Annotated in this window: 25 protein-coding genes; 8 read left to right on the plus strand and 17 right to left on the minus strand. The window is 65.6% G+C overall.

The window, feature by feature from the left end:
- Positions 1-14: 14 nt before the first annotated feature.
- The 6 genes from G5C33_RS03385 to G5C33_RS03410 form a co-directional block, all read right to left on the minus strand.
- Positions 15-962 carry a hypothetical protein gene (locus G5C33_RS03385; protein WP_165325921.1) on the minus strand — a complete coding sequence of 316 codons (948 nt, stop codon included), beginning with the start codon at positions 960-962 and terminating at the stop codon, positions 15-17.
- Between the two features lie 147 nt (positions 963-1,109).
- Positions 1,110-1,904 carry an SDR family NAD(P)-dependent oxidoreductase gene (locus G5C33_RS03390; protein WP_165325922.1) on the minus strand — a complete coding sequence of 265 codons (795 nt, stop codon included), beginning with the start codon at positions 1,902-1,904 and terminating at the stop codon, positions 1,110-1,112.
- A 20-nt stretch (positions 1,905-1,924) separates the two neighbouring features.
- Positions 1,925-2,608, minus strand: coding sequence for a winged helix-turn-helix transcriptional regulator (locus G5C33_RS03395; RefSeq protein ID WP_165325923.1), 684 nt, complete (start codon positions 2,606-2,608; stop codon positions 1,925-1,927).
- Positions 2,605-3,567: a transposase gene (locus tag G5C33_RS03400; protein ID WP_165325924.1), complete on the minus strand. Its 963-nt coding sequence runs from the start codon at positions 3,565-3,567 to the stop codon at positions 2,605-2,607. Before G5C33_RS03400 ends, G5C33_RS03395 begins: the two co-directional genes overlap by 4 nt.
- On the minus strand, positions 3,555-4,505 hold the full coding sequence (locus tag G5C33_RS03405; protein ID WP_165325925.1) for a hypothetical protein: 951 nt from the start codon (positions 4,503-4,505) through the stop codon (positions 3,555-3,557). The genes G5C33_RS03400 and G5C33_RS03405 overlap by 13 nt, the downstream gene beginning before the upstream one ends.
- A gap of 27 nt (positions 4,506-4,532) precedes the next feature.
- Positions 4,533-4,682, minus strand: coding sequence for a hypothetical protein (locus tag G5C33_RS03410; protein ID WP_165325926.1), 150 nt, complete (start codon positions 4,680-4,682; stop codon positions 4,533-4,535).
- 146 nt (positions 4,683-4,828) lie between these two features.
- Between G5C33_RS03410 and G5C33_RS03415 the strand changes: the two genes are divergently transcribed.
- A complete protein-coding gene (locus G5C33_RS03415; protein WP_165328689.1) occupies positions 4,829-5,275 on the plus strand; it encodes a PaaI family thioesterase in 447 nt (148 codons plus the stop codon).
- Positions 5,272-5,646 (plus strand): PaaI family thioesterase, encoded by a 375-nt coding sequence (locus G5C33_RS03420; protein WP_407698061.1) that lies wholly within the window; start codon positions 5,272-5,274, stop codon positions 5,644-5,646. The genes G5C33_RS03415 and G5C33_RS03420 overlap by 4 nt, the downstream gene beginning before the upstream one ends.
- Here the strand turns inward: G5C33_RS03420 and G5C33_RS03425 are convergent.
- The 7 genes from G5C33_RS03425 to rpiB form a co-directional block, all read right to left on the minus strand.
- Positions 5,643-6,254: an exopolysaccharide biosynthesis protein gene (locus G5C33_RS03425; protein WP_165325927.1), complete on the minus strand. Its 612-nt coding sequence runs from the start codon at positions 6,252-6,254 to the stop codon at positions 5,643-5,645. The two genes, G5C33_RS03420 and G5C33_RS03425, sit on opposite strands and share 4 nt — an antisense overlap.
- A 72-nt stretch (positions 6,255-6,326) precedes the next feature.
- Positions 6,327-7,019 (minus strand): hypothetical protein, encoded by a 693-nt coding sequence (locus G5C33_RS03430; RefSeq protein ID WP_165325928.1) that lies wholly within the window; start codon positions 7,017-7,019, stop codon positions 6,327-6,329.
- Positions 7,020-7,218: 199 nt separating this feature from the next.
- Positions 7,219-7,833, minus strand: coding sequence for a 30S ribosomal protein S4 (gene rpsD / locus G5C33_RS03435; protein ID WP_165325929.1), 615 nt, complete (start codon positions 7,831-7,833; stop codon positions 7,219-7,221).
- A gap of 171 nt (positions 7,834-8,004) precedes the next feature.
- Positions 8,005-9,060, minus strand: coding sequence for a TrmH family RNA methyltransferase (locus tag G5C33_RS03440; protein ID WP_165328691.1), 1,056 nt, complete (start codon positions 9,058-9,060; stop codon positions 8,005-8,007).
- 82 nt (positions 9,061-9,142) lie between these two features.
- A complete protein-coding gene (gene nrdR, locus G5C33_RS03445) occupies positions 9,143-9,604 on the minus strand; it encodes a transcriptional regulator NrdR (protein ID WP_165325930.1) in 462 nt (153 codons plus the stop codon).
- A gap of 112 nt (positions 9,605-9,716) precedes the next feature.
- A complete protein-coding gene (glyA, locus tag G5C33_RS03450) occupies positions 9,717-11,024 on the minus strand; it encodes a serine hydroxymethyltransferase (protein ID WP_165325931.1) in 1,308 nt (435 codons plus the stop codon).
- Positions 11,021-11,473, minus strand: a complete 453-nt coding sequence (rpiB, locus tag G5C33_RS03455) for a ribose 5-phosphate isomerase B (RefSeq protein WP_165325932.1) — start codon at positions 11,471-11,473, stop codon at positions 11,021-11,023. Before rpiB ends, glyA begins: the two co-directional genes overlap by 4 nt.
- A 279-nt stretch (positions 11,474-11,752) precedes the next feature.
- Between rpiB and G5C33_RS03460 the strand changes: the two genes are divergently transcribed.
- Both G5C33_RS03460 and G5C33_RS03465 read left to right on the plus strand, forming a co-directional pair.
- On the plus strand, positions 11,753-12,997 hold the full coding sequence (locus G5C33_RS03460; protein ID WP_165325933.1) for a DUF3419 family protein: 1,245 nt from the start codon (positions 11,753-11,755) through the stop codon (positions 12,995-12,997).
- Positions 12,994-13,665, plus strand: coding sequence for a class I SAM-dependent methyltransferase (locus G5C33_RS03465; protein ID WP_165325934.1), 672 nt, complete (start codon positions 12,994-12,996; stop codon positions 13,663-13,665). Before G5C33_RS03460 ends, G5C33_RS03465 begins: the two co-directional genes overlap by 4 nt.
- A gap of 9 nt (positions 13,666-13,674) precedes the next feature.
- Here the strand turns inward: G5C33_RS03465 and G5C33_RS03470 are convergent, their stop codons facing one another.
- From G5C33_RS03470 to hemA, 3 genes are all read right to left on the minus strand, one after another.
- Positions 13,675-14,121, minus strand: a complete 447-nt coding sequence (locus tag G5C33_RS03470; protein ID WP_165325935.1) for a DUF695 domain-containing protein — start codon at positions 14,119-14,121, stop codon at positions 13,675-13,677.
- A gap of 79 nt (positions 14,122-14,200) precedes the next feature.
- The gene (locus G5C33_RS03475) at positions 14,201-14,644 is read right to left on the minus strand and encodes a hypothetical protein (RefSeq protein WP_165325936.1); all 444 of its coding nucleotides are present in this window, start codon (positions 14,642-14,644) and stop codon (positions 14,201-14,203) included.
- Between the two features lie 77 nt (positions 14,645-14,721).
- Positions 14,722-15,972, minus strand: a complete 1,251-nt coding sequence (gene hemA, locus G5C33_RS03480; protein WP_407698062.1) for a 5-aminolevulinate synthase — start codon at positions 15,970-15,972, stop codon at positions 14,722-14,724.
- 386 nt (positions 15,973-16,358) lie between these two features.
- On the opposite strand from hemA, the gene G5C33_RS03485 reads away from it, so the two are divergent.
- The gene (locus tag G5C33_RS03485; RefSeq protein ID WP_165325937.1) at positions 16,359-16,532 is read left to right on the plus strand and encodes a hypothetical protein; all 174 of its coding nucleotides are present in this window, start codon (positions 16,359-16,361) and stop codon (positions 16,530-16,532) included.
- 27 nt (positions 16,533-16,559) lie between these two features.
- On the opposite strand, the gene murI is transcribed toward G5C33_RS03485, so the two are convergent.
- On the minus strand, positions 16,560-17,363 hold the full coding sequence (gene murI, locus G5C33_RS03490) for a glutamate racemase (protein ID WP_165325938.1): 804 nt from the start codon (positions 17,361-17,363) through the stop codon (positions 16,560-16,562).
- Positions 17,364-17,444: 81 nt separating this feature from the next.
- Here murI and plsY point away from each other — a divergent pair, with 81 nt between their 5' ends.
- Genes plsY through G5C33_RS03505 form a run of 3 tightly spaced genes read left to right on the plus strand, consistent with a single transcriptional unit; the run spans position 17,445 to position 19,506 of the window.
- Positions 17,445-18,047 carry a glycerol-3-phosphate 1-O-acyltransferase PlsY gene (gene plsY / locus G5C33_RS03495; protein WP_165325939.1) on the plus strand — a complete coding sequence of 201 codons (603 nt, stop codon included), beginning with the start codon at positions 17,445-17,447 and terminating at the stop codon, positions 18,045-18,047.
- The gene (gene dprA, locus G5C33_RS03500; protein WP_165325940.1) at positions 18,044-19,129 is read left to right on the plus strand and encodes a DNA-processing protein DprA; all 1,086 of its coding nucleotides are present in this window, start codon (positions 18,044-18,046) and stop codon (positions 19,127-19,129) included. The genes plsY and dprA overlap by 4 nt, the downstream gene beginning before the upstream one ends.
- Positions 19,126-19,506, plus strand: coding sequence for a hypothetical protein (locus tag G5C33_RS03505; RefSeq protein ID WP_165325941.1), 381 nt, complete (start codon positions 19,126-19,128; stop codon positions 19,504-19,506). Before dprA ends, G5C33_RS03505 begins: the two co-directional genes overlap by 4 nt.

Consider the following 19,506-nt stretch of genomic DNA (forward strand, 5'->3'; position numbering starts at 1 on the left):
GGGGCGCCGGGCCGTTACCGGCTCAGCGCCTCGCGCACCATCTCGCGGCCTTCGGTGAGTCGCGTCGTCGCCTGGCGTTCCAGCGCGGCGATGTCCTTTGCCGCGGCCTGGCGTGCTTCGTTGATTTCCTCAAACCGGCGCCGGTCGGCGCCGTTGGTGAAGCCGAAATAGGCGGCTTCATTGCGCCAGCTGCGCTTGGCCAGCAGCTCGCAAAGCTGCTGCGTCCCGTCCAGCAGCGCCTGTTGCTGCTCCAGCGCGGGATCGGGTTCGCCCGGCTTGCCCACCGGAGCGATCATCATCGTGATGCCCTGCTGGATCTTTTCGGGAAGCTCGGAGGAGGCGACCATCTCGGCCAGCGCTCCGGTGCGTTCCGCGCGGCGCTCGCTGTTGGTGTCGGCCCGCTCCTTAATGGCGGCGATCTCTTCACAGCGACCCAGGATTTCGGGCGTTTGTTCGAGCAGATAGGGGCTGTTCAGCGCGCCAAGATTCATCTCGGCCATCGCATCGTCCAGCGCCTGCCGATCGTCCCGGGCCGCATTGAAGGCCTCGACATAGGCCTGTGAAATCGGGCCGCGCTTGTCGGCCTCGGGCGGCAGCTGCGGCCGGCCGTCGGGGCCGACTTCGATCTCGGCGAAGGTGCTGGCGTCATGCGTGCCGCCGGCATTGTGGAGCCGCGCGATGTTCAAGCTGCCCAGTACGCCGCCCCCGACCAGCAGGACCAGCGAGGCGACGATCCAGAGCGCGCCAGCGCTGCGCATCGTTACGGCGGCGGCGATCGCCCAGACGACGAGGCCAAGCACGGCGCCGCCGCCGAACAGGTACGCTTGCGGAAGCGGCGGCAGAATCTGGGGGGCGATCAGTGCGACGACAACGATCAGCGCCAGGCCGACAAGGATACCCAGCACCGGCGCGGGTACGCCGCCGCCGTGGATCTCTTCTTCATATTCCGCGTCGCTCATCATATCCCCCTTCGCCGCGCCCGCTGACTTCCTCGCGAAATCGAACCGAGTGGCGCCGGCGGCCAAACTAGAGACGCTGCCCGGGATTTGCCACGGAAAATCAGGTGAAACCGGATCGGCAGGCAGGGCACCCGGCGTGTCGCGGTGTCGCTATTCGGTCAGGCCACGTCCGCGCTGCAGCATCGCGACCAGACGGCGCGTCATCGCCGCCGGGGCGAAGCGACGCATCGCGGTCATCGTGCGATATGCGATTCCGGGAATGCAGATCGCCCGGTCGCGATCATAGGCGCGCAGCGCCGCGCGCACGACCGTTTCGACATCGCCGGCGGCGGCTCTGAATGCGCGGCTGTCCGCTATTCCCGATACCGCGCCGAATTCCGTCGCGGTCGGGCCCGGGCACAGCGCGACGATACGCACCCCCTTGCCGCGCACTTCCTCGCGCAATGCCTCCGACAGGCTGAGAACGAATGCCTTGCTGGCATAATAGACCGCCATCCACGGCCCCGGTACGAATGCCGCGACCGAAGCGACATGGATGATCCCGCCGCGCCGCATCTGTACCATGCCGGGCAGCAACGCACGGCTGAGCTGCGCGACGGCCCGGCAATTCAGGTCGATCATCGCCGCGATGCGATCGGGGGCGTGGTCCAGAAAGGGGCCGTGCAGTCCGAAGCCGGCATTGTTGACGAGCAGGTCGACCGCCAGTCCGCGCCGTCCGATCTCGGTGACCAGCCGCGCAACGCCGTCGTCGCGCGCCAGATCGCAGGCGATGGTGGAAACGGTCACGCCGTGATCGGCACGCAGCCTTTCCGCCAGCATTTCCAGCCGTTCCCCGCGCCGTGCCGTCAGGATCAGCGCATACCCGCGCGCCGCCAATGCTTCCGCGAAACAGGCGCCGAGCCCGGCCGACGCGCCGGTTATCAAGGCCGCTCCGGTGTCGCGCATTGGCCCTCCCGCCTTTGGTCCTAGCGGGGAGGCTGTTCCGCTTCAACGCGGACAGGTGCCGCCAGCCGATAGCCGCGCCCCTTTTCGGTATGCAGCATCGGGCTGGCGAATTGGCGATCGAGCTTGGCGCGCAGGCGCGAGACATGGACTTCGATCACATTGGTTCCCGGATCGAAATCGATCCCGCAGATCGCACGGCGCAGCTCGGCGCGGTCGACGCAATCGCCCGCGCGTCGTGCCAGATGCAGCAGCAGCGCGAACTCGCGCGGCAACAGGTGCAGCGGTCGGCCCCCGCGCATGGCGTGGCGACGCAGCGGATCGATGTGCAGGTCGCCGATTCGGATCGGCATTGCCGACGGGGCACGCAGGCGCGCGGCGACTCGTGCGGCGATCTCACCCGGGCAGGCGGGCAGCGCCAGCGCATCGTCGGCGCCGCGATCGATCGCGCGGGCGACATGCACGCTGTCCCCGCCGGCAAGCAGCAGCATCAGCGGGCCGAACCAGCCGCCGTCGCGCATCCGCGCGACTCCTTCGCCCGGATCGCCGTTCCGTACATTCCATCCCAGAATCGCCGCACGCGGGCGGGAAGCTGCAAGATCGCGCTGCCAGCTTCCTTCCTGCATCGGCACCAATTGCAACCCGCGCGCCGCCACCGCCTCGGCCAGGCCGATTACGTCACAGGCGCAGGAGAGGACGGCACTCACGGGAGCAGGTTAGCGCGCTCCTCTGCCATATCGGCGGCAACTGTCTCCGCTTCGGACGAATCATTCCCCGCGCGCAGTCGTGCGAGCCGTTGCCGGGCTCGCCCCGCGATCTGAGGATCGGGTGCATCCGCCGCGGCTTCGAGCAGCGCCGCCGCCGCATCCGTGCCGGGAGCGGCGGAAACCAGCGCTCCCCATGCCGTGGCGCGCATCCGGCGGCTGGGATGGCGGCGCGCGAAATCATGTGCCAGATCCTGGCCGTTGCCGAAATGCGCCGCGAGACCCAGCAACACTTCGGAACCGGTACAGGTCAGGCAATCGCGAACCGTGTCGCGCGCGATATCGAAGCGATACTGGTCGATCCAGGGCTGGGCAGGGTCGGCGCCGAGGATGTTGAGCGAGACCGAAAAGGCGTCGGGCGGCAATTGCACATGCACGTCACGGCTGCGGCGATAGAGCATCAGCTTGCCCGGGCTGAGCCGCGCGCGTTCGACGAAGCGCAGTCCGGCGGGCTCTCCGCCCAGCCCGCTCATCCGCGCGGGATCATATTCGTAATAGTCGCTCCAGTAGCCCGGCCCGAAATAGCCATAGGTGAGGAAGGCGAAATTATGGTCGTGCGGCACGTCGTAGAAGAATGCCGCGGTTCCGCTTTCGCGCGTGATGGCGTCGCTGCGCGCGGGCCAGAAATTGGCGCGCAGCAGATAGCGACCATTGGGCGGGCGCAGCAGAAACGCCTGCGCGCCATAGCCGCCGAGCCCCACTTGTCCCGCGCACCGCGTCTTGAGCTCGGCAATGGCGAGATCGGCGAGAAAATCGCGATTGCGCCCGAGCCGCGCGAGCAGTGGGCCGAGCGCGGCGAAACTGTCCTCGTCGCGCACGTCGAAGGGGCTGGTGTCGAGTTCCTCGACGAGCTGGTCGAGCGTGATTGCATCGCCCTGACCGGGATCGATCAGGCGCGGCATGGCTTGGTCGTCGTCGCTTCCGGCGCGTCACCGCATTGCACTGCGTCCAGGGTGCGCAGCGCCGCCGCGCGCACATCGTCATTCGCGTCCCCGGCGGCCATTTCGCGCAGCCGGGGCAGGGCGCTGGCTGCGTCGAGCCGCAGCCATTCGCGCATCGCCGACCAGCGCGTGTGAAAGGCCGGATCGTGGGTTGCCGCCGCGAACCGGTCGCCGGCATCGGTGCGTCCCGACCGGGCGAGAAAGGTCAGCAGCATTTCCGAGCGCGAGGCGCCGTCGTCATTGCTCGCCACGCGCAGCAGCGTTCCGTCCGCGGCACGATATTCGCGCATCAGCGGATCGGCGCCCGGCCGTATGGCGACACTCAGCGTCACGACGTCCCTGCGCGCCTTTGCCAGCATTACGCCCTCGGTGCGGCCGTCGACCCGAAGCACCGCGCCGTCCGCCGGATCGATCGACGCCATCGCCCGGCAGGGGGAAGCCGTCGCCGAGGAAAATCGTGGCGTCAGCGGCTCGGCACGCCAGCGGCGAAGCGTGGCGCCTCCGCTGCGGACATAGCGCGTCACGCTCATCCGGCCGGGAATGATGACCGTTTCGAACGGCGGCATCGCCGCCATCGCGTCGGCCGAAACGATCGAGCCGCTCAAGGTCGCCGCCGGGCAGTCGAACAGGATCGCACTGGTGCGCAGCGCATCGCGGCTGGTTCTGAACGGCGGCTCGAAAAAGGGATCGCCGGAGAGCGCTTCGACCAGCGGCGCCAGCAGCGCGCCGACCCATCGGGAATCGGCAAGCAGCGTTTCCGCTGCATCGGCGACAGCGTCGCAGTCCCGTCCCGGCGCGGAATCCAGTGCGGCCGCCATCGCGCGATAGGCGTCGGAGGCTTGCCATCCTTCGATCTTCTCCCGGGCGGCGTTCCGCGACGCGGCGATCGCCGAGCGCATGCTCCGGGAGAGATTTCCCGGCATGGCTCAGTCGATGCCGGTGACGAGGCTCGCGATCGCGACGATCATGTCGAAGATATCGTCCGGCATCACATCGTCGACGCGCAGGCTGCCGCGCATCGCGACCGGCGTGGTCAGATCGGCGATGTCGCCCGGTTCGATTGTCCATCCCGCCATGTTCGGCCTCCCTTGGGATTGCTTTCCGCGGAAAGGGCTAGATCGGATCGGGGCGGGGGGTGAGTTAAATCGCTGTAATGTTGTGCAATCCCGATCGGGACTCGATGCGATTTGCGCCCGATCGCGGCGCGCGCTACGGCGACGCTATGTCCGACGATCCCGAAATTCGGCCCATTCCCTTCGACCCGAAGGCATTGCTCGAACATGTTCCGGGGCATGGGCGGCTGCTCGGCATCGAATATCACGCGCATGGCGAGGACTGGATGGAACTGGCGCTGCCCTATGATCCGCGCCAGATCGGCCAGCCCGATCGCGGCGTCATTGCTTCGGGACCGATCCTGTCGCTGATGGACAGCGCGACGAGCATGTCGGTGTGGCTGAAGCGCGGCGGCATGTTGCCACAGGCGACGCTCGACCTGCGGATCGACTATCTGCGTCCGGCAACGCCCGGCCGTACCGTGATCGGCCGCGGCGAATGCTATCGCGTCACGCGCAGCATCGGATTCGTTCGCGGCCAGGCGCATGACGGCGATCCCGACGATCCGATCGCGCATGTCGCGGGGACGTTCATGACGACGGCGGGCTTCCAGTGATCGAAATTCCCTATGCCGAATTGCTCGGGCTCGAAGTCGAGCAGGGCGAGGGCGCGCCGGTGCTGGTGATGCCTTTCGACGACGGCAAGATCGGGCGCCCCGGCTTCATTCACGGCGGCGCGATCGGCGGGTTGCTGGAGATGGCGGCGGTCGCGGCGCTGATGGCGGCGCTCGACGACGAAAGCGCCCGGTGGAAGCCGATCAACGTCACCGTCGATTACATGCGCGGCGGCCGCGACCAGGTCACGCGCGCGCAAGGGGCGGTGACGCGGCTGGGTACGCGCATCGCCAATGTCGAATCGCGCGCCTGGCAGGAAAGCCCGGACAAACCGATCGCCGCCGCGCGGATGAACTTCCTGATCCGGCGCTAGCCGAACAGCCGGCCGAGATTGCTCAGCAGCAGCCACGCCGCCGCGCCCGATACCATGAATCCGAGCAGCATCAGCAGCCCGTCGCGCGCGGTGATGCCGAGTCCGAACAACAGGATCGCCGATCCGGGAAGCGCCGCGGCAAAGGGCAGCAATTCGAGCGGCGGCATCATCGCGCCGAGCAGCATGCAGCAAAACGCCGCCAGCCAGGTCGCGATGCCGCCCGCCGCCCAGCCGACCCGCGGCCGGATCAGCGCGTCGATCCGGCGCAGCACACTGCCGAGGCGCTTGCGCGCTTTCTCCACCTTGTCGCGTCCTATCGAACGTTTGCGGATAAAGGCAGGCAGCCAGGGATGTTTCCGGCCGAAAACGATCTGAACCGCCATCAGGATCGTGATGACGCCCACGGTGGTCGGCAAGGTTGGAATCGCGCCGATCGGCGGAATGATGGCAAACAGCGACAGAGTCGCGATAACCGGGCCGAAGCTGCGATTGCCGAAATGATCGAGCAGCGTTCCAATCGAAACGCTGCCGTTTTCGCTGGCCTCGATCGCCTGATCGAGCAGCGATTCGAGCGGGCGCTTCTTTCTGTCCGCCGACCCCGAACCCATAGGCTGTCTCCTCTCGCATCCGCCCGCTCAACGCGCGGACGGCGAGAGGTCTCCCCCGGTTTCAGCGCGATTTCAGAGTTTTCCGAATTGCGCCTCATAGGCGGCGATGTCACCATTGGCGAGCAGTCGCGCCTGATCGATCCAGCGATCGCGCGCCATCCGCCCCTGGAAATCGCCGAGCTGCGCGTCGAGCGCGGCGGCGTCCTCGGGCGAGAGATTGGCGATCTGGCCGAACCGCTTGATGCCGAGCGACTTGAGCTTCTCCTCCAGCCGGGGGCCGACTCCCTTCATGCGCGTCAGATCGTCGGCGGGCAGCTCCGCAGCAGCGGGAACCGCAGGAGCCTCGTGAGCTGCGGGAGCCTCGGGTTCCGGTTCGGGCGCGGGTTCGACGGGCGCTTCGGCAACAGGCTCGGGCGCCGGTTCGGCGGGGACGGGCACTTCCTCGGTTTCGGGAGCCGAGTCGGCGGGGGCCGATGGCGCCGCTTCGGGTGCCGGAGCGGGCTCCGGCTCAGGGGCCGGCTCCGGCGCAGGCGTGGGCTCCGGCTCCGGCGGTGCCTCGAGCGTTTCCTGCGCGGCGTAATAAGCGTCGAGCGCTTCCTGTTCCTCGCGGCGGCGCCGCGCGGCGACGCCGATCGCGCGCGCGATCAGCAGCAGGATGACGATGCCGATCAGCACGGCACCCGCGATGATCGCGAAATTGACCGTCAGAAACGGCGGTGCGCCTTCATAGAGCAGTTCCTGCCCCTTCGGTCCCAACAGCGTCATTGCGCGATTTCCCCCTTCGCGATCCGAATCCGACTCCAGTGCATAACGCGCAAGGGGCGCACGTCCAGCGCTGCGTTAACCTTTTCCTGTCCCATGCTGCATCGCAATCGGCCGGGCCGAACAGATGCGATCGCCCGGTCCAACGAAAAAGGGCGGCCCGCAAGGACCGCCCCGTTTCGTTTCGGCTGAGAAGCCCGGATCAGCGCGAATAGAATTCGACGACCAGATTCGGTTCCATCTTCACCGGATAGGGCACTTCGTCGAGCGTCGGGACGCGCGTGAAGGTCGCCTTCGACGCGCCGTCCATCGCGACATATTCGGGGATGTCGCGCTCGGCGAGTGCCTGCGCCTCGAGCACCAGCGCCATTTCCTGCGCCTTGCCCGACAGGCTGATTTCCTCGCCCGGCTTGATGCGGCGCGACGGGATGTTGCACTTGCCGCCGTTGACGCGGACATGGCCGTGATTGACCAGCTGGCGCGCGGCGAAGATGGTCGGCGCGAACTTGGCGCGATAGACGATCATGTCGAGACGCTGTTCGAGCAGGCCGATCAGGTTCTGGCCGGTATCGCCCTTCATCTTCGACGCGTCTTCATAGGCGCGCTTGAACTGCTTTTCGGTGACGTCGCCGTAATAGCCCTTGAGCTTCTGCTTGGCGCGCAGCTGGATGCCGAAGTCCGACATCTTGCCCTTGCGGCGCTGACCGTGCTGGCCGGGGCCGTATTCGCGCTTGTTGACCGGGCTCTTCGGGCGACCCCAGATGTTTTCGCCCATCCGGCGGTCGAGCTTGTACTTGGCGCTGGAGCGCTTCGACATTCTGAATTCCTTACAATTGCCAACAACGTTGACCCGGAGGGTGTGATTCCCGCCTGATCGCGATCCCGGTTTCGCCTGCGATTCCGATATGTTGGAAATGCAGGGCCGCCGCTTCACCGGGGTGCGGGGCCGATTGCGAAGGCGCGCGGGTACGCGGCGCCGCGCGAAAAGTCAACTGCGGCGCTGTTTCTTGCCCTCCAGCGCGGAGAGGACGCCGCGCAGGGTCTTGAGTTCCTGGCTCGACCAGCCGGGCTTTGTCAGCAGCGTGCGCAGCGTGCGTCGGGTGGCGGGCGTGCGTTCGGGCGGATGATAGAAGCCACTGGCTTCGAGCATCGCATCGAGATGCGCGATCATCCCGTCGAGCTCGCCCTGCGGTGCGGGTGGATCATGGTCCTCCAGCGTCGGCTGCACCAGATCGGCTTGTTTCGACCATTCATAGGCGACGAGGATCACTGCCTGCGCCAGATTGAGCGATCCGAATTCGGCATTGATCGGCACGGTGACGATCGTTCCAGCGACGGCGACGTCGTCGGTCTCCAGCCCCGAGCGTTCGGGACCGAACAGGATGGCGGACTTGCCCGGCGCGGCATGGATCGCCTGGGCGGCCTCGTCGGGTTTCACCACCGGCTTGGTGACGCCGCGCTTGCGCACCGTCGTGGCATAGACATGCGTGCAGTCGGCGACGGCATCGGCGACGCTTTCAAAGATGCGCGCCTTCTCGAGGACGATGTCCGCGCCGCTCGCCGCAGGCCCGGCAGAGGGATTGGGCCAGCCATCGCGCGGGGAAACGAGCCGCATTTCGGTCAGCCCGAAATTCAGCATCGCCCGCGCCGTCTTCCCGATATTCTCGCCGAGCTGCGGACGAACGAGGACGATGGCGGGGGGAGGGGTGCTATTGTCTTCCCCTCCCGTTTGGTTCGAGCGCGCGTCGAGCGAAGTCGAGACGCGCTGTCGAGAACGCGCAGCGCTGGATACACCTTCCCAATCGCCCCGGATCAGCGCCTCCTTCTTCTTCACCGACCAATCCTTGATCTGGCGCTCGCGGTTCAATGCCTCGTCACGCGTCTGGAAATATTCGCTGAAGACCAGTTCCACCGGCCGACGCTCGCTGGTGTATCCCGGAAAGGCGCCAGCATGGTGCTGGGCCATACGCTGATCAAGATCTTCGGTATGGCCTGTGTAATAGCTGCCATCCGAGCAGCGGAGGATATAGACCCAGAACATCAGCGGGTTTCCGGGGTTCTCGACCGACGCTTCTCGACAGGCTCGAAGCTGCTCGAATCGAACGGGTGGGAGGGGGCAGTCGCGCTCACCCTTTCCCCACCTCATTTACCGTCCCGGCAAATTCCTCGAAATCGCGCGCCTCGCGGAAATCCTTATAGACGCTGGCGAAGCGGATATAGGCGACTGAATCGAGGCCTTTGAGGCCTTCCATCACCATTTCGCCGATCCGTTGCGCGGGGATTTCGGGATCGCCCTGCGTTTCGAGCTGGCGCTGGATGCCCGAAACGAGCTTCTCGATCGCAGTCGGCGCGATCGGGCGCTTGCGGCAGGCGATCGCCACCGAGCGCATCAGCTTGTCGCGCTCGAACGGCTCGCGCCGGTCCTCGGACTTCACGATCGTAAGATCGCGCAGCTGGATCCGCTCGAACGTGGTGAAGCGCGCGGCGCATGCCTCGCACTGGCGGCGACGCCGGATCGCATTGCCGTCCTCGGTCGGACGGCTGTCCTTCACCTGGCTGTCTTCATGGGCGCAGAATGGGCAGCGCATCGTTCTTCAATTCCATACCGTTGGGTTCGAGCTTGTCGAGAACCGGTTCTCGACGGACGCTTCGCGACTTCGCGCGAAGCTGCTCGAACCGAACGGGTCTTGGTGGTCCTAGTCACGCATCCGGGTAGATCGGGAAGCGCGCGCACAGCTTGCGAACGCGCTCGCGCACATCGGCTTCGACCTGCGGATCGCCGGCCTCGCCCTTTTCGCGCAGCCCGTCGAGCACATCGGCGACCAGGTGGCCGATCTCGCGGAATTCCTCCGCACCGAAGCCGCGCGTCGTGCCGGCGGGCGAACCCACGCGGATGCCGCTTGTCTTCATCGGCGGCAGCGGATCGTTGGGAATGCCGTTCTTGTTACAGGTGATCGCGGAGCGTTCGAGCGCTTCGTCGGCGTCCTTGCCGGTGACACCCAGCGGCGTCAGATCGACCAGCGCGACATGCGTGTCGGTACCGCCCGAGACCAGATTGCAGCCGCGTTCGGCCAGCGTTTCTGCCAGCACCTTGGCGTTTTCCACCACCGCCGCGATGTAATCCTTATACTCGGGGCGAAGCGCCTCGCCGAACGCCACTGCCTTGGCCGCGATCACATGCATCAGCGGGCCGCCCTGCAGGCCGGGGAATACCGCCGAGTTGATCTTCTTGGCGATCGCCTCGTCATTGGTCATCACCATGCCACCGCGGGGGCCGCGCAGCGTCTTGTGCGTTGTGGTCGTCACGACATGGGCATGATCGAACGGGCTGGGGTGCAGTCCGCCGGCGACGATGCCCGCGAAATGCGCCATATCGACCATGAACAGCGCGCCGACTTCGTCTGCGATCGCGCGGAACCTGGCGAAATCGATCTGGCGCGGATAGGCCGAACCGCCCGCGATGATCAGTTTCGGGCTGTGCTCCCTGGCCAGCCGTTCGACCTGATCGAAATCGATCAGATGGGTTTCGGGGTCGACGCCATATTGCACGGCGTTGAACCACTTGCCGCTCATCGCCGCCTTGGAACCGTGCGTCAGATGGCCGCCCGCATCGAGGCTGAGGCCCATGATCGTGTCGCCCGGCTTGGTCAGCGCCAGCATGACCGCGCCGTTCGCCTGCGCGCCCGAATGCGGCTGGACGTTCGCGAAATTGCAGCCGAACAGCTTCTTGGCGCGCTCGATCGCCAGCGTCTCGACTTCGTCCGAGGGGTGGCAGCCCTGATAATAGCGCCTGCCCGGATAGCCTTCGGCATATTTGTTGGTGAAGACGCTGCCCTGCGCTTCGAGCACTGCCTTGGAAACGATGTTTTCCGAAGCGATCAGCTCGATCTGGTGCTGTTCGCGGTCGAGTTCGTGCGCGACGCCGGCGAAGATTTCGGGATCGCTGTCGGCCAGGCCGGTGGTGAAGAAACCGGCGGGCTTTACATCCGCAAGTGCGCTCGTGCTCATGCGTTGGTCCTTTCGAATTGGGGGGCGCTCAGCTTGTCGACGCGGCGCTGATGGCGGCCGCCGGCGAAACTGGTGGCGAGGAAGGTGTCGAGACAGGCGATCGCCATGTCGCTGCCGGTGATGCGCGCGCCCATCGCGATGACGTTGGCGTCGTTATGCTGGCGCGCCAGCGCCGCCGAAAGCGGCTCGGAAACCAGCGCGCAGCGGCAGGCCGGGTTGCGGTTCACCGCCATCGAAATGCCGAGGCCCGAGCCGCACAGTGCCACTCCGAAATCGGCTTCGCCGTTCGCGATCGCCTGCGCCAGCTTGTAGCCGAAGTCGGGATAGTCGACGCTGTCCGGGCCGTTGGTGCCCAGATCGACTACGTCATGATCATGCTCGCGCAGCCAGTCGGCAAGGACGGCTTTCAACTCATAAGCGGCATGATCCGCGGCAATGGCGATTCGCATGAAGGCTGCGCGCTCCCGACAATCTCGGTTCTGGAATGGCCGCTACTTAGGCGTTCGCGCCCGCCATTGCCACACCCGATCTGCCGCCAGGGCGGTTTGTGCGGTGCGGGGCGCGGTTGCGTCGAAACGGGGCATTTGCGCACCGGTGGCCGCGCACGCGGGGCGCGGAAGCGGTATCAAGGGATTGATTTCAGCGGCGCCATCGCACAAGTCTGCGCGCAAATATATGGGATGGCCCCCTCCGGGGGCCGCCCGTGCGAGCCCCTCCGGGAGTCAGACATGCGATCAGTTGCCAAGTCGCCGAAAAACGGCGCCGTGAGCGATGCGGTGCACCGCCACGAACATCTCTCGAAGGAAGGGCTGCTCGAACGCGCCTTCACCTTTGCGTTCCGCGGTCTCGTCTATGCCCAGATCTGGGAAGATCCCGTGGTCGACATGGAGGCGCTCGAACTCGGCCCCGACCATCATCTCGTCACCATCGCCTCGGGCGGGTGCAACGCGCAGTCCTATCTGACCGCGAACCCGCGCAAGGTGACTGCGGTCGATCTCAATCCGGCGCATATCGCGCTCAACAAGATGAAGCAGCAGGCGGCGCTCCACCTGCCCGATTATGACAGCTTTCATCAGCTGTTCGGCCTTGCCGACCATCCCGGCAACGTCCAGCTTTATTACGAGCATATCCGTCCGCATCTCGACGAAACCTCGCGCGCCTATTGGGAACATCGCGGCCCCAACGGCCATCGCCGGATCACGGCGTTCAAGCGCGGCTTCTATCATTACGGGCTGCTCGGCCGGCTGATTGCCTTCGTCCACTGGCTGGCGCATCGCTACAAGATCGATCCGACCGAAATCCTCAAGGCGCGTTCGATGGAAGAACAGCGCGAGATTTTCGACACGAAATTCTCGCCCTTCTTCGACAAGAAGCTGCTGCGCTGGATGATCGATCAGCCCGCATCGCTGTTCGGCCTCGGCATTCCGCCGGCGCAATATGACTTGCTCAAGGCTGACGATCGCGAAGGCATTACCGGCGCGCTGCGCAGCCGCCTGCGCAAGCTCGCCTGCGATTTTCCGATCCAGGACAATTATTTCGCCTGGCAGGCATTCGGCCGCGGCTATGGCCGCACCCCCGATGCGCCGCTGCCCCCCTATCTCCAGCGCCAGAACTGGGAGACAGTGAAGGCACGCGCCGACCGGCTCGAAATCCGCCATCAGAACATGTCGGAATATCTTGAAAACATGCCGGCCCAGTCGATGGACCGTTATATCCTGCTCGACGCGCAGGACTGGATGACCGACGCGCAGCTCACGCGCCTCTGGTCGGCGATCACCCGCACCGCAAAGCCCGGCGCGCGCGTCCTCTATCGCACCGCCGCCGTGCCCGATGTGGTGAAGGGGCATATCCCCGAGGAGATCATGGCGCAGTGGGAATATGCGCCGCAGGACAAGCTCGACGACTGGGTGAAGCGCGACCGCAGCTCGGTCTACGGCGCGATCCATCTCTGGACGCTGAAGCCGCACGCATGAGCGCCGGGGCCGAGACGGGGAACCCGTCCGAACAGAAGAAGCTGATGGATTCCACCTATGGGCTCCATCGGCATTTCTACGACTTCACCCGCAAATTCTACCTGCTCGGCCGCGACACGCTGATTCGCGAGCTCGATGTGCCCAAGGGCGGGTCGGTGCTCGAAGTCGGCTGCGGCACCGCGCGCAATCTGATCGTCGCGGCGAAACGCTGGCCCGATGCGCGCTTCTACGGCTTTGACATCAGCGACGCGATGCTCACCCAGGCGCGCAGCTCGCTCGCCAAACGGGGCCTGAGCGACAAGATGATGCTGGCGCAGGCCGATGCCGGAACGTTTGACGTGTCGCAGCTCTTCGGCCTCGACAAGGTCGATCGCATCTTCATGAGCTACACCATCTCGATGATCCCGCCCTGGCAGGAAGCGATCGAGCGCGCCGCCGAGCAACTGGCACCGGGCGGCAGCCTCCACATCGTCGATTTCGGCCAATATGAGCGACTGCCGAAGCTCGCGAAGAAGCTGCACTTCAAGTCGCTCAACGACTTCCACGTCTATCCCCGCCGCGAATTGCCGGCGGTGCTCAAGCGCGTGGCGGAAGAGCACGACATGGCGATGGACTTCCGCGCGCTCTGGCGCGGCTATACCTGGCGGGCGACGCTTACCAAGGCATGATCACGCGGTTCAGGCGATCGCGTCCTGAACTTCGCGCAACGCCATCCAGGCGGGATCGTCGAACACCGCGAATTTGAGCGGATAGACCGGCTGGCCGACAAGCGCCTCGTTGATGCCTTCCTGAAACCGTTCGGCATCGGGCGTGAAGCAGCGCCATTCGCGCGTTCCGCCAAAGGTGAGGACCGCGACGCACACACCCCAGCCGCCCATGTCCATCCCGTCGACCAGCGCTTCCTCGAACGCGACCATCTGCGCCAGCTCATGTTCCTCGGGCATCCGCCCGTCCTCGCTCTCGAACGGCCACTGGATCAGCACGAGCGTCGGCAGCTCGGCCTGCATTGCCTCGGTCGGCGGATCGGCGAGGACGCGCAGCAGCATCGGAATCCCCTCGCGCTCGCCGGTGGCGAAGGTCCAGGGGGTGTCGGGCTGATCGGAGTTGTCGTTGGAGTTGGTCAAGGCGCCTTCCGGTGTTTTGGGAAAGGAGCCCCATACACATTCCTCCCCCGGAGGGGGAGGTCCCCTTTTCGAATGGTGGCTAAGAGTACTCGGACAGAATGGTCCAAGGCACTCCCGCTTGAACTGGCATCTCGGGAGCAATTTTAGCTACTATTAATCCAACCCAGCCGCAGCGTTCATCGTCAAATTGTTGAGCTATTGCTGGCAAATAATCACCCGGAACCCAAATAACTATGTCATCGGGTCTCAGGTTCTCGCCTCTTTGGGAAGCAGTCAGGGCAAATGTGATGAAGCCACCGTCTTCAGCTGCAACGCGTAACGCTGCCAGCTGGCATCCGTTCTCCTCCCGCTTCACTGCGACGCTCGTTCCAAATTCCTTGCGGGCATCTAGCACCAAAGCTACGATGCCGAGGCCTTCTTCTAGCCTCGTCCCGCCATATTTGCACTGGTATTCAAAGAAGCCTTTAGCCGTTTTGAACGGGAGCTTTTCTCGAAGGCTGCTCTTTTTCTTTCGTCCCCACATTGCTGCAACCTCCTCAGTGGCAGTTGAATGTTGAAGGGGTTTAGTGAGGGGCAATCGAGCAACTAACAGACGTTAGCTCACGCCGCCTTTTTGAGTTCCAGCTCGAGCCGGCCCCAGATTTCGCTCAGCGCCGCGACCAGTTCGGCCATCATCGCTTCATCATGCGCCGGTCCCGGCGTGAAGCGCAGCCGCTCGGTGCCGCGCGGCACGGTGGGGTAATTGATCGGCTGGACGTACACGCCGTACTCGGCGAGCAGGATGTCGCTGATCTTCTTGGCCTTCACCGGATCGCCGACCATCAGCGGCACGATGTGCGTGGTCGTGTCCATCACCGGCAGGCCGGCTTCGCGCATCATCGCCTTGAGCCTGGCGGCAGCCGCCTGCTGGGCGTCGCGCTCTTCGCTCGAGGCCTTCAGATGCCGCACGCTCGCCAGCGCGCCCGAAACGAGCACCGGCGAGAGCGAGGTGGTGAAGATGAAGCCCGGGGCATAGCTGCGGATCACGTCGATGATCTGCCTGTCGGCGGCGATATAGCCGCCCATCACGCCGAATGCCTTGCCCAGCGTGCCTTCGATGATCGTCAGCCGGTGTGCTGCCTCGTCGCGCTCCGAAATCCCGCCGCCGCGCGCGCCGTACATGCCGACCGCGTGAACCTCGTCGAGATAGGTGAGCGCGTTATACTTGTCGGCCAGATCGCAGATCGCGTGGATCGGAGCGACGTCGCCGTCCATCGAATAGACGCTTTCGAACGCGATCAGCTTGGGCAAAGCGGGATCGTCGGCCGCGAGCAGCTCCTCGAGATGCGCGAGATCATTGTGGCGGAAGACGCGCTTGACGCAGCCCGAATGGCGGATGCCCGCGATCATCGAGGCGTGATTGAGCTCGTCCGAATAGATGATGCAGCCCGGCAGGATCTTCGCCATCGTCGACAGAGTCGCTTCGTTCGACACATAGCCGGATGTGAAGAGCAAAGCGCCCTGCTTGCCGTGAAGATCGGCGAGTTCATGCTCCAGATCGATATGATAATGGGTGTTGCCGCCGATATTGCGCGTGCCACCCGAACCGGCGCCGACATCGTGCAGCGCCTCTTCCATCGCGCCGATAACGGCGGGGTGCTGGCCCATCGCCAGATAGTCGTTCGAGCACCAGACGGTGATCGGCTTGGGGCCGTTATGGCCCGCGAAGCAGCGCGCATTGGGGAACTTGCCCTTGTTGCGCAGGATATCGATGAACACGCGATAGCGCCCTTCGGCATGCAGCCGGTCGATCGCGCTGGTGAAGACTTTCGAATAGTCCACCGCGGCGGGCGCTTGTTCGTTGGTGCTCATTCGAAAACCCCGTAACGTCATCGGCAACGAAATACCAGAAGGTTGAATCCCTTAGTCCCCGCCCGGGCCGGCGCCCGCTGCGCCTGTGTGGCAACGGGCCGATCGGCGCGGTGCGGGACCCGAGCGCCAAGAGCGCCTTCCCGCGCCTCGCCGCAATGCGTAATCCCCCGCATCCGGTTGCTTCAGGCGGCGTTTCCGGCACGCCTCATAGTCGATTAATGTGTATCAAATTATTGGAAAATAATCGCAAAGTCCCGGTCGCGCTTGGGACGCGGGGGTAGTTCGTGATATAAGCGTAATCATCGCGAACGACTCGCACACAACCAGGCACTGTTCGCGACTGAGAGACCAAGAGTGCTCCCGCTTGGGCTGTATTAGGAGCCCACATGAGAGCCGCAGACCAAGAATATTATCGCAGACGCGAACGTCAGGAACGCGAAACCGCCGAGCGGACGCGTGACGAGTCGGTTCGCCGCCTCCATCTGGAGATGGCGGATCGCTATGTCTCGCTTGCCGAACAGGCTTCGCCTCCGGCCATTCCGATTGCCGCCCGGCCCTGACCGGGCCGGCGCGCGCAGCCGGGCGCGTTACAGCGTTTCGATTTCCGACAGGCCGTTTCTCGCGAGGGCGGGGAGCAGGCTTGCGGTGTCGTGCGCGTCCTGTCGCGCGGTAAAGACCGCGCGACCGGGGATGACCGTATCGGGCCATTGCTGCCCCTCGGTCAGATAGGCGACTCGCCGCGCAATTCCTTCACCGCCATCGATGAACTGCACCGGACACGGTGCCACTGCCGCCATTTCCGCCGCGACCAGCGGGAAATGGGTGCAGGCATTGACGATCACGTCGATGGCTTCCCCACCCGGCTGATCGAAAAGCCCCGCCAGCACCGCGCGTAGGCGTTCGGGCGGCGGCGGCGTGCCGCGCAATGAAGCTTCGGCAAGGTCGACCAGCTCGGCCGATCCGTGACGCAGCACCGTGCACCCGGCCGCGAATCGTGCGGCAAGATCGTCGACATAGGGCTGACGCACGGTCGCCGCTGTTCCAAGCACGCCGATCGTGCCGGTTTTCGTCATCGCGGCGGCCGGCTTGATCGCCGGGACCGTGCCGACGATCGGCAGGTCGAGCGCGGTGCGCACCGCGGGTAGCGCGATAGTGGAAGCCGTGTTGCATGCCATTACGATGAGGCGGGGCCGATAGCGTTCGACCAGCCGGCCGAGCAATGCGGGAACCCGCGCGGCGATCTCGGCCTCGCTGCGGGTGCCGTAGGGATAGCCGGCATTGTCCGCGGCATAGACGACCGGCGCATGCGGCAGCAGCGCGCGGGTCGGCGCAAGGATCGAAAGCCCTCCGACACCGGAATCGAAGAACAGCAGGGGGCGGGTATCTGGCATTGCGGACTTTTTTGAAGGTCGCCTGTTATTGCACCGGCTTAGGGGAGCGCCTAGCTTGCTGGCAAGCAGGAGGGGGGATCCTTGAACGGCGAATTGCTCTGGCTCGGGCCGGTTGCCGCATTGGTGCTGGGCTATTTTCTGGGTTCGATTCCCTTTGGCGTGCTGATTACACGCGCTGCCGGTGCCGGCGATTTGCGCCAGATCGGCTCGGGCAATATCGGCGCGACCAATGTGCTTCGCACGGGGCGCAAGGGACTGGCGGCGGCTACGCTGCTGCTCGACCTGCTCAAGGGCTGGCTCGCCGTTTTCCTCGTCTCGCTGGCGTTTCCCGGCAATGAAGTGTTTGCAGCGGCGGGCGCCTTTGTCGGCCATTGTTATCCGGTGTGGCTGCGCTTTCGCGGCGGCAAGGGCGTTGCGACGCTCATGGGTATCGTACTCGCGCTCCACTGGCCCTGTGGTCTCGTCTATGCAGTGGTCTGGCTCGCGCTGCTTGCGGGTCTGCGCATTTCCTCGCTCTCGGGCATGGCGGCGGCGATTTCCGCGCCGGTCAGCGCGGCTTTTTTCGGTCAGTTCGACTATGTCCTGCCGCTGCTGGCGCTCGCGCTGATCGTCTTGTGGAAACACCGCACCAATATCGATCGCCTGCTTGCCGGCACCGAACCCAGGGTGGGCTCGCGCAAGTGAGTGGCGAGGCGGCGCTGTTCGCGCAGCTTCGGCTGTTGCGCAGCGCCAATGTCGGCCCGGTCACCTGGCGGCAGTTGATCGCCCGGTTCGGCGACGCGCAGTCTGCGCTCGAAGCGCTGCCGATGCTCGCCGCGCGCGGAGGCGGCGGCAAACCGCGTATCGCCGACGAATCGAAGGTCCGGCGCGAGATCGCAGCCGTCGAAAGGCTGCGCGCACGCTATTGCTTCCTCGACGATCCCGACTATCCGCCGCTGCTTGCCGAACTGGAAAGCGCGCCACCGGCGCTGATCGTGCGCGGCGACTTGTCGCTCGCGCAGCGGACCTGCGTGGCGATGGTCGGCGCGCGCAATGCCTCGGCCGCCGCCTGCCGCTTCGCGCGTCAGATCGCGCAGGGGCTGGCGGCGGAGGGTGTGACGGTCGTGTCCGGCCTTGCGCGCGGCGTTGATACCGCCAGCCATGTCGGCGCGCTGCCCGGCGCCACGATCGGCGTGATCGCCAGCGGCATCGACATCGCCTTTCCGCCCGAAAATGCCGAGCTGCAGGAACGCGTCGCGACCGAAGCGCTGCTGCTCGCCGAACAGCCGCCCGGAACCGAGCCGCTCGCGCGCTTCTTTCCCTCGCGCAATCGCATCATCGCCGGGCTGTCGCTCGGCACGGTGGTGGTCGAGGCGGCGCCGCGCTCGGGCAGCCTGATCACCGCGCGCATCGCCGCCGAGGCGGGGCGCGAAGTGATGGCTGTCCCCGGCAGCCCGCTCGACCCGCGCGCGCAGGGCTGCAATCTGCTGATCCGCGACGGCGCGACGCTGATCCAGAATGTAGAGGATATTCTCGAAGCGATCCGCCCGATCGACATGCGCGCGGTGCGCGCGCCCGGCGCGGGCTATGCGGGGCCGCCGCCGCAGGATGCGAGCGACGGCGATCGCGCGCGCCTCACCGACCTGCTCGGCCCGGTGCCGGTGGCGGTCGATGAACTCATCCGCCAGTCGGAGCTGATGCCTGCCGTGGTGCAGACGGTGCTGCTCGAACTGGAGCTTGCCGGGCGGCTGGAGCGGCATGCGGGCGGGCGCGTGAGCTTGCGATGATCGCAACACTCGTCGGTATCCTGCTCTACGGCGCGACGCCTGGCGAGCATGCGCCGTGCATTCGTCGCGACGATTATGGCGCTATGGACGGCGAACACCTGACTCTCGATATTTCGATCATACAGGCGGGGGTGCACGACAGCATCGAAGCGCGTCAGAGCGATTGCCCGGGCGCGGCGCCGATCACGCTATATGCGAACGGGCCTGCGCTTCGGAAGCTGCTCGATGCCCATATCGGCAGAGGCAACGGCATGGCGCATGCGCGGGTCACCGGGATCGTGCGCCTGCTGCCGGCGCCGCCGGGCGGGGAAGCGCGGCTTGCCCTGCGCTTGATCCGCGTCGAATCGGCCTGGGTCGCGGCGGCCGCCACCCCATAA

It is taken from the genome of Sphingosinithalassobacter tenebrarum (assembly GCF_011057975.1).
GTDB lineage: Bacteria > Pseudomonadota > Alphaproteobacteria > Sphingomonadales > Sphingomonadaceae > Sphingomonas > Sphingomonas tenebrarum.

Bases quoted from the DNA above. Each gene is read 5' to 3' on its own strand.
- rpiB (WP_165325932.1), bottom strand. From the start codon at position 11,473: ATGCGAATCGCCATTGCCGCGGATCATGCCGCTTATGAGTTGAAAGCC.
- G5C33_RS03465 (WP_165325934.1), top strand. From the start codon at position 12,994: ATGAGCGCCGGGGCCGAGACGGGGAACCCGTCCGAACAGAAGAAGCTG.
- G5C33_RS03390 (WP_165325922.1), bottom strand. From the start codon at position 1,904: ATGCGCGACACCGGAGCGGCCTTGATAACCGGCGCGTCGGCCGGGCTC.
- G5C33_RS03460 (WP_165325933.1), top strand. From the start codon at position 11,753: ATGCGATCAGTTGCCAAGTCGCCGAAAAACGGCGCCGTGAGCGATGCG.
- G5C33_RS03425 (WP_165325927.1), bottom strand. From the start codon at position 6,254: ATGGGTTCGGGGTCGGCGGACAGAAAGAAGCGCCCGCTCGAATCGCTG.
- G5C33_RS03410 (WP_165325926.1), bottom strand. From the start codon at position 4,682: ATGGCGGGATGGACAATCGAACCGGGCGACATCGCCGATCTGACCACG.
- G5C33_RS03415 (WP_165328689.1), top strand. From the start codon at position 4,829: ATGTCCGACGATCCCGAAATTCGGCCCATTCCCTTCGACCCGAAGGCA.
- G5C33_RS03505 (WP_165325941.1), top strand. From the start codon at position 19,126: ATGATCGCAACACTCGTCGGTATCCTGCTCTACGGCGCGACGCCTGGC.
- glyA (WP_165325931.1), bottom strand. From the start codon at position 11,024: ATGAGCACGAGCGCACTTGCGGATGTAAAGCCCGCCGGTTTCTTCACC.
- G5C33_RS03485 (WP_165325937.1), top strand. From the start codon at position 16,359: ATGAGAGCCGCAGACCAAGAATATTATCGCAGACGCGAACGTCAGGAA.
- G5C33_RS03430 (WP_165325928.1), bottom strand. From the start codon at position 7,019: ATGACGCTGTTGGGACCGAAGGGGCAGGAACTGCTCTATGAAGGCGCA.
- rpsD (WP_165325929.1), bottom strand. From the start codon at position 7,833: ATGTCGAAGCGCTCCAGCGCCAAGTACAAGCTCGACCGCCGGATGGGC.
- hemA (WP_407698062.1), bottom strand. From the start codon at position 15,972: ATGAGCACCAACGAACAAGCGCCCGCCGCGGTGGACTATTCGAAAGTC.
- G5C33_RS03385 (WP_165325921.1), bottom strand. From the start codon at position 962: ATGATGAGCGACGCGGAATATGAAGAAGAGATCCACGGCGGCGGCGTA.
- nrdR (WP_165325930.1), bottom strand. From the start codon at position 9,604: ATGCGCTGCCCATTCTGCGCCCATGAAGACAGCCAGGTGAAGGACAGC.
- G5C33_RS03400 (WP_165325924.1), bottom strand. From the start codon at position 3,567: ATGCCGCGCCTGATCGATCCCGGTCAGGGCGATGCAATCACGCTCGAC.
- murI (WP_165325938.1), bottom strand. From the start codon at position 17,363: ATGCCAGATACCCGCCCCCTGCTGTTCTTCGATTCCGGTGTCGGAGGG.
- G5C33_RS03475 (WP_165325936.1), bottom strand. From the start codon at position 14,644: ATGTGGGGACGAAAGAAAAAGAGCAGCCTTCGAGAAAAGCTCCCGTTC.
- G5C33_RS03405 (WP_165325925.1), bottom strand. From the start codon at position 4,505: ATGCGCTCGGCGATCGCCGCGTCGCGGAACGCCGCCCGGGAGAAGATC.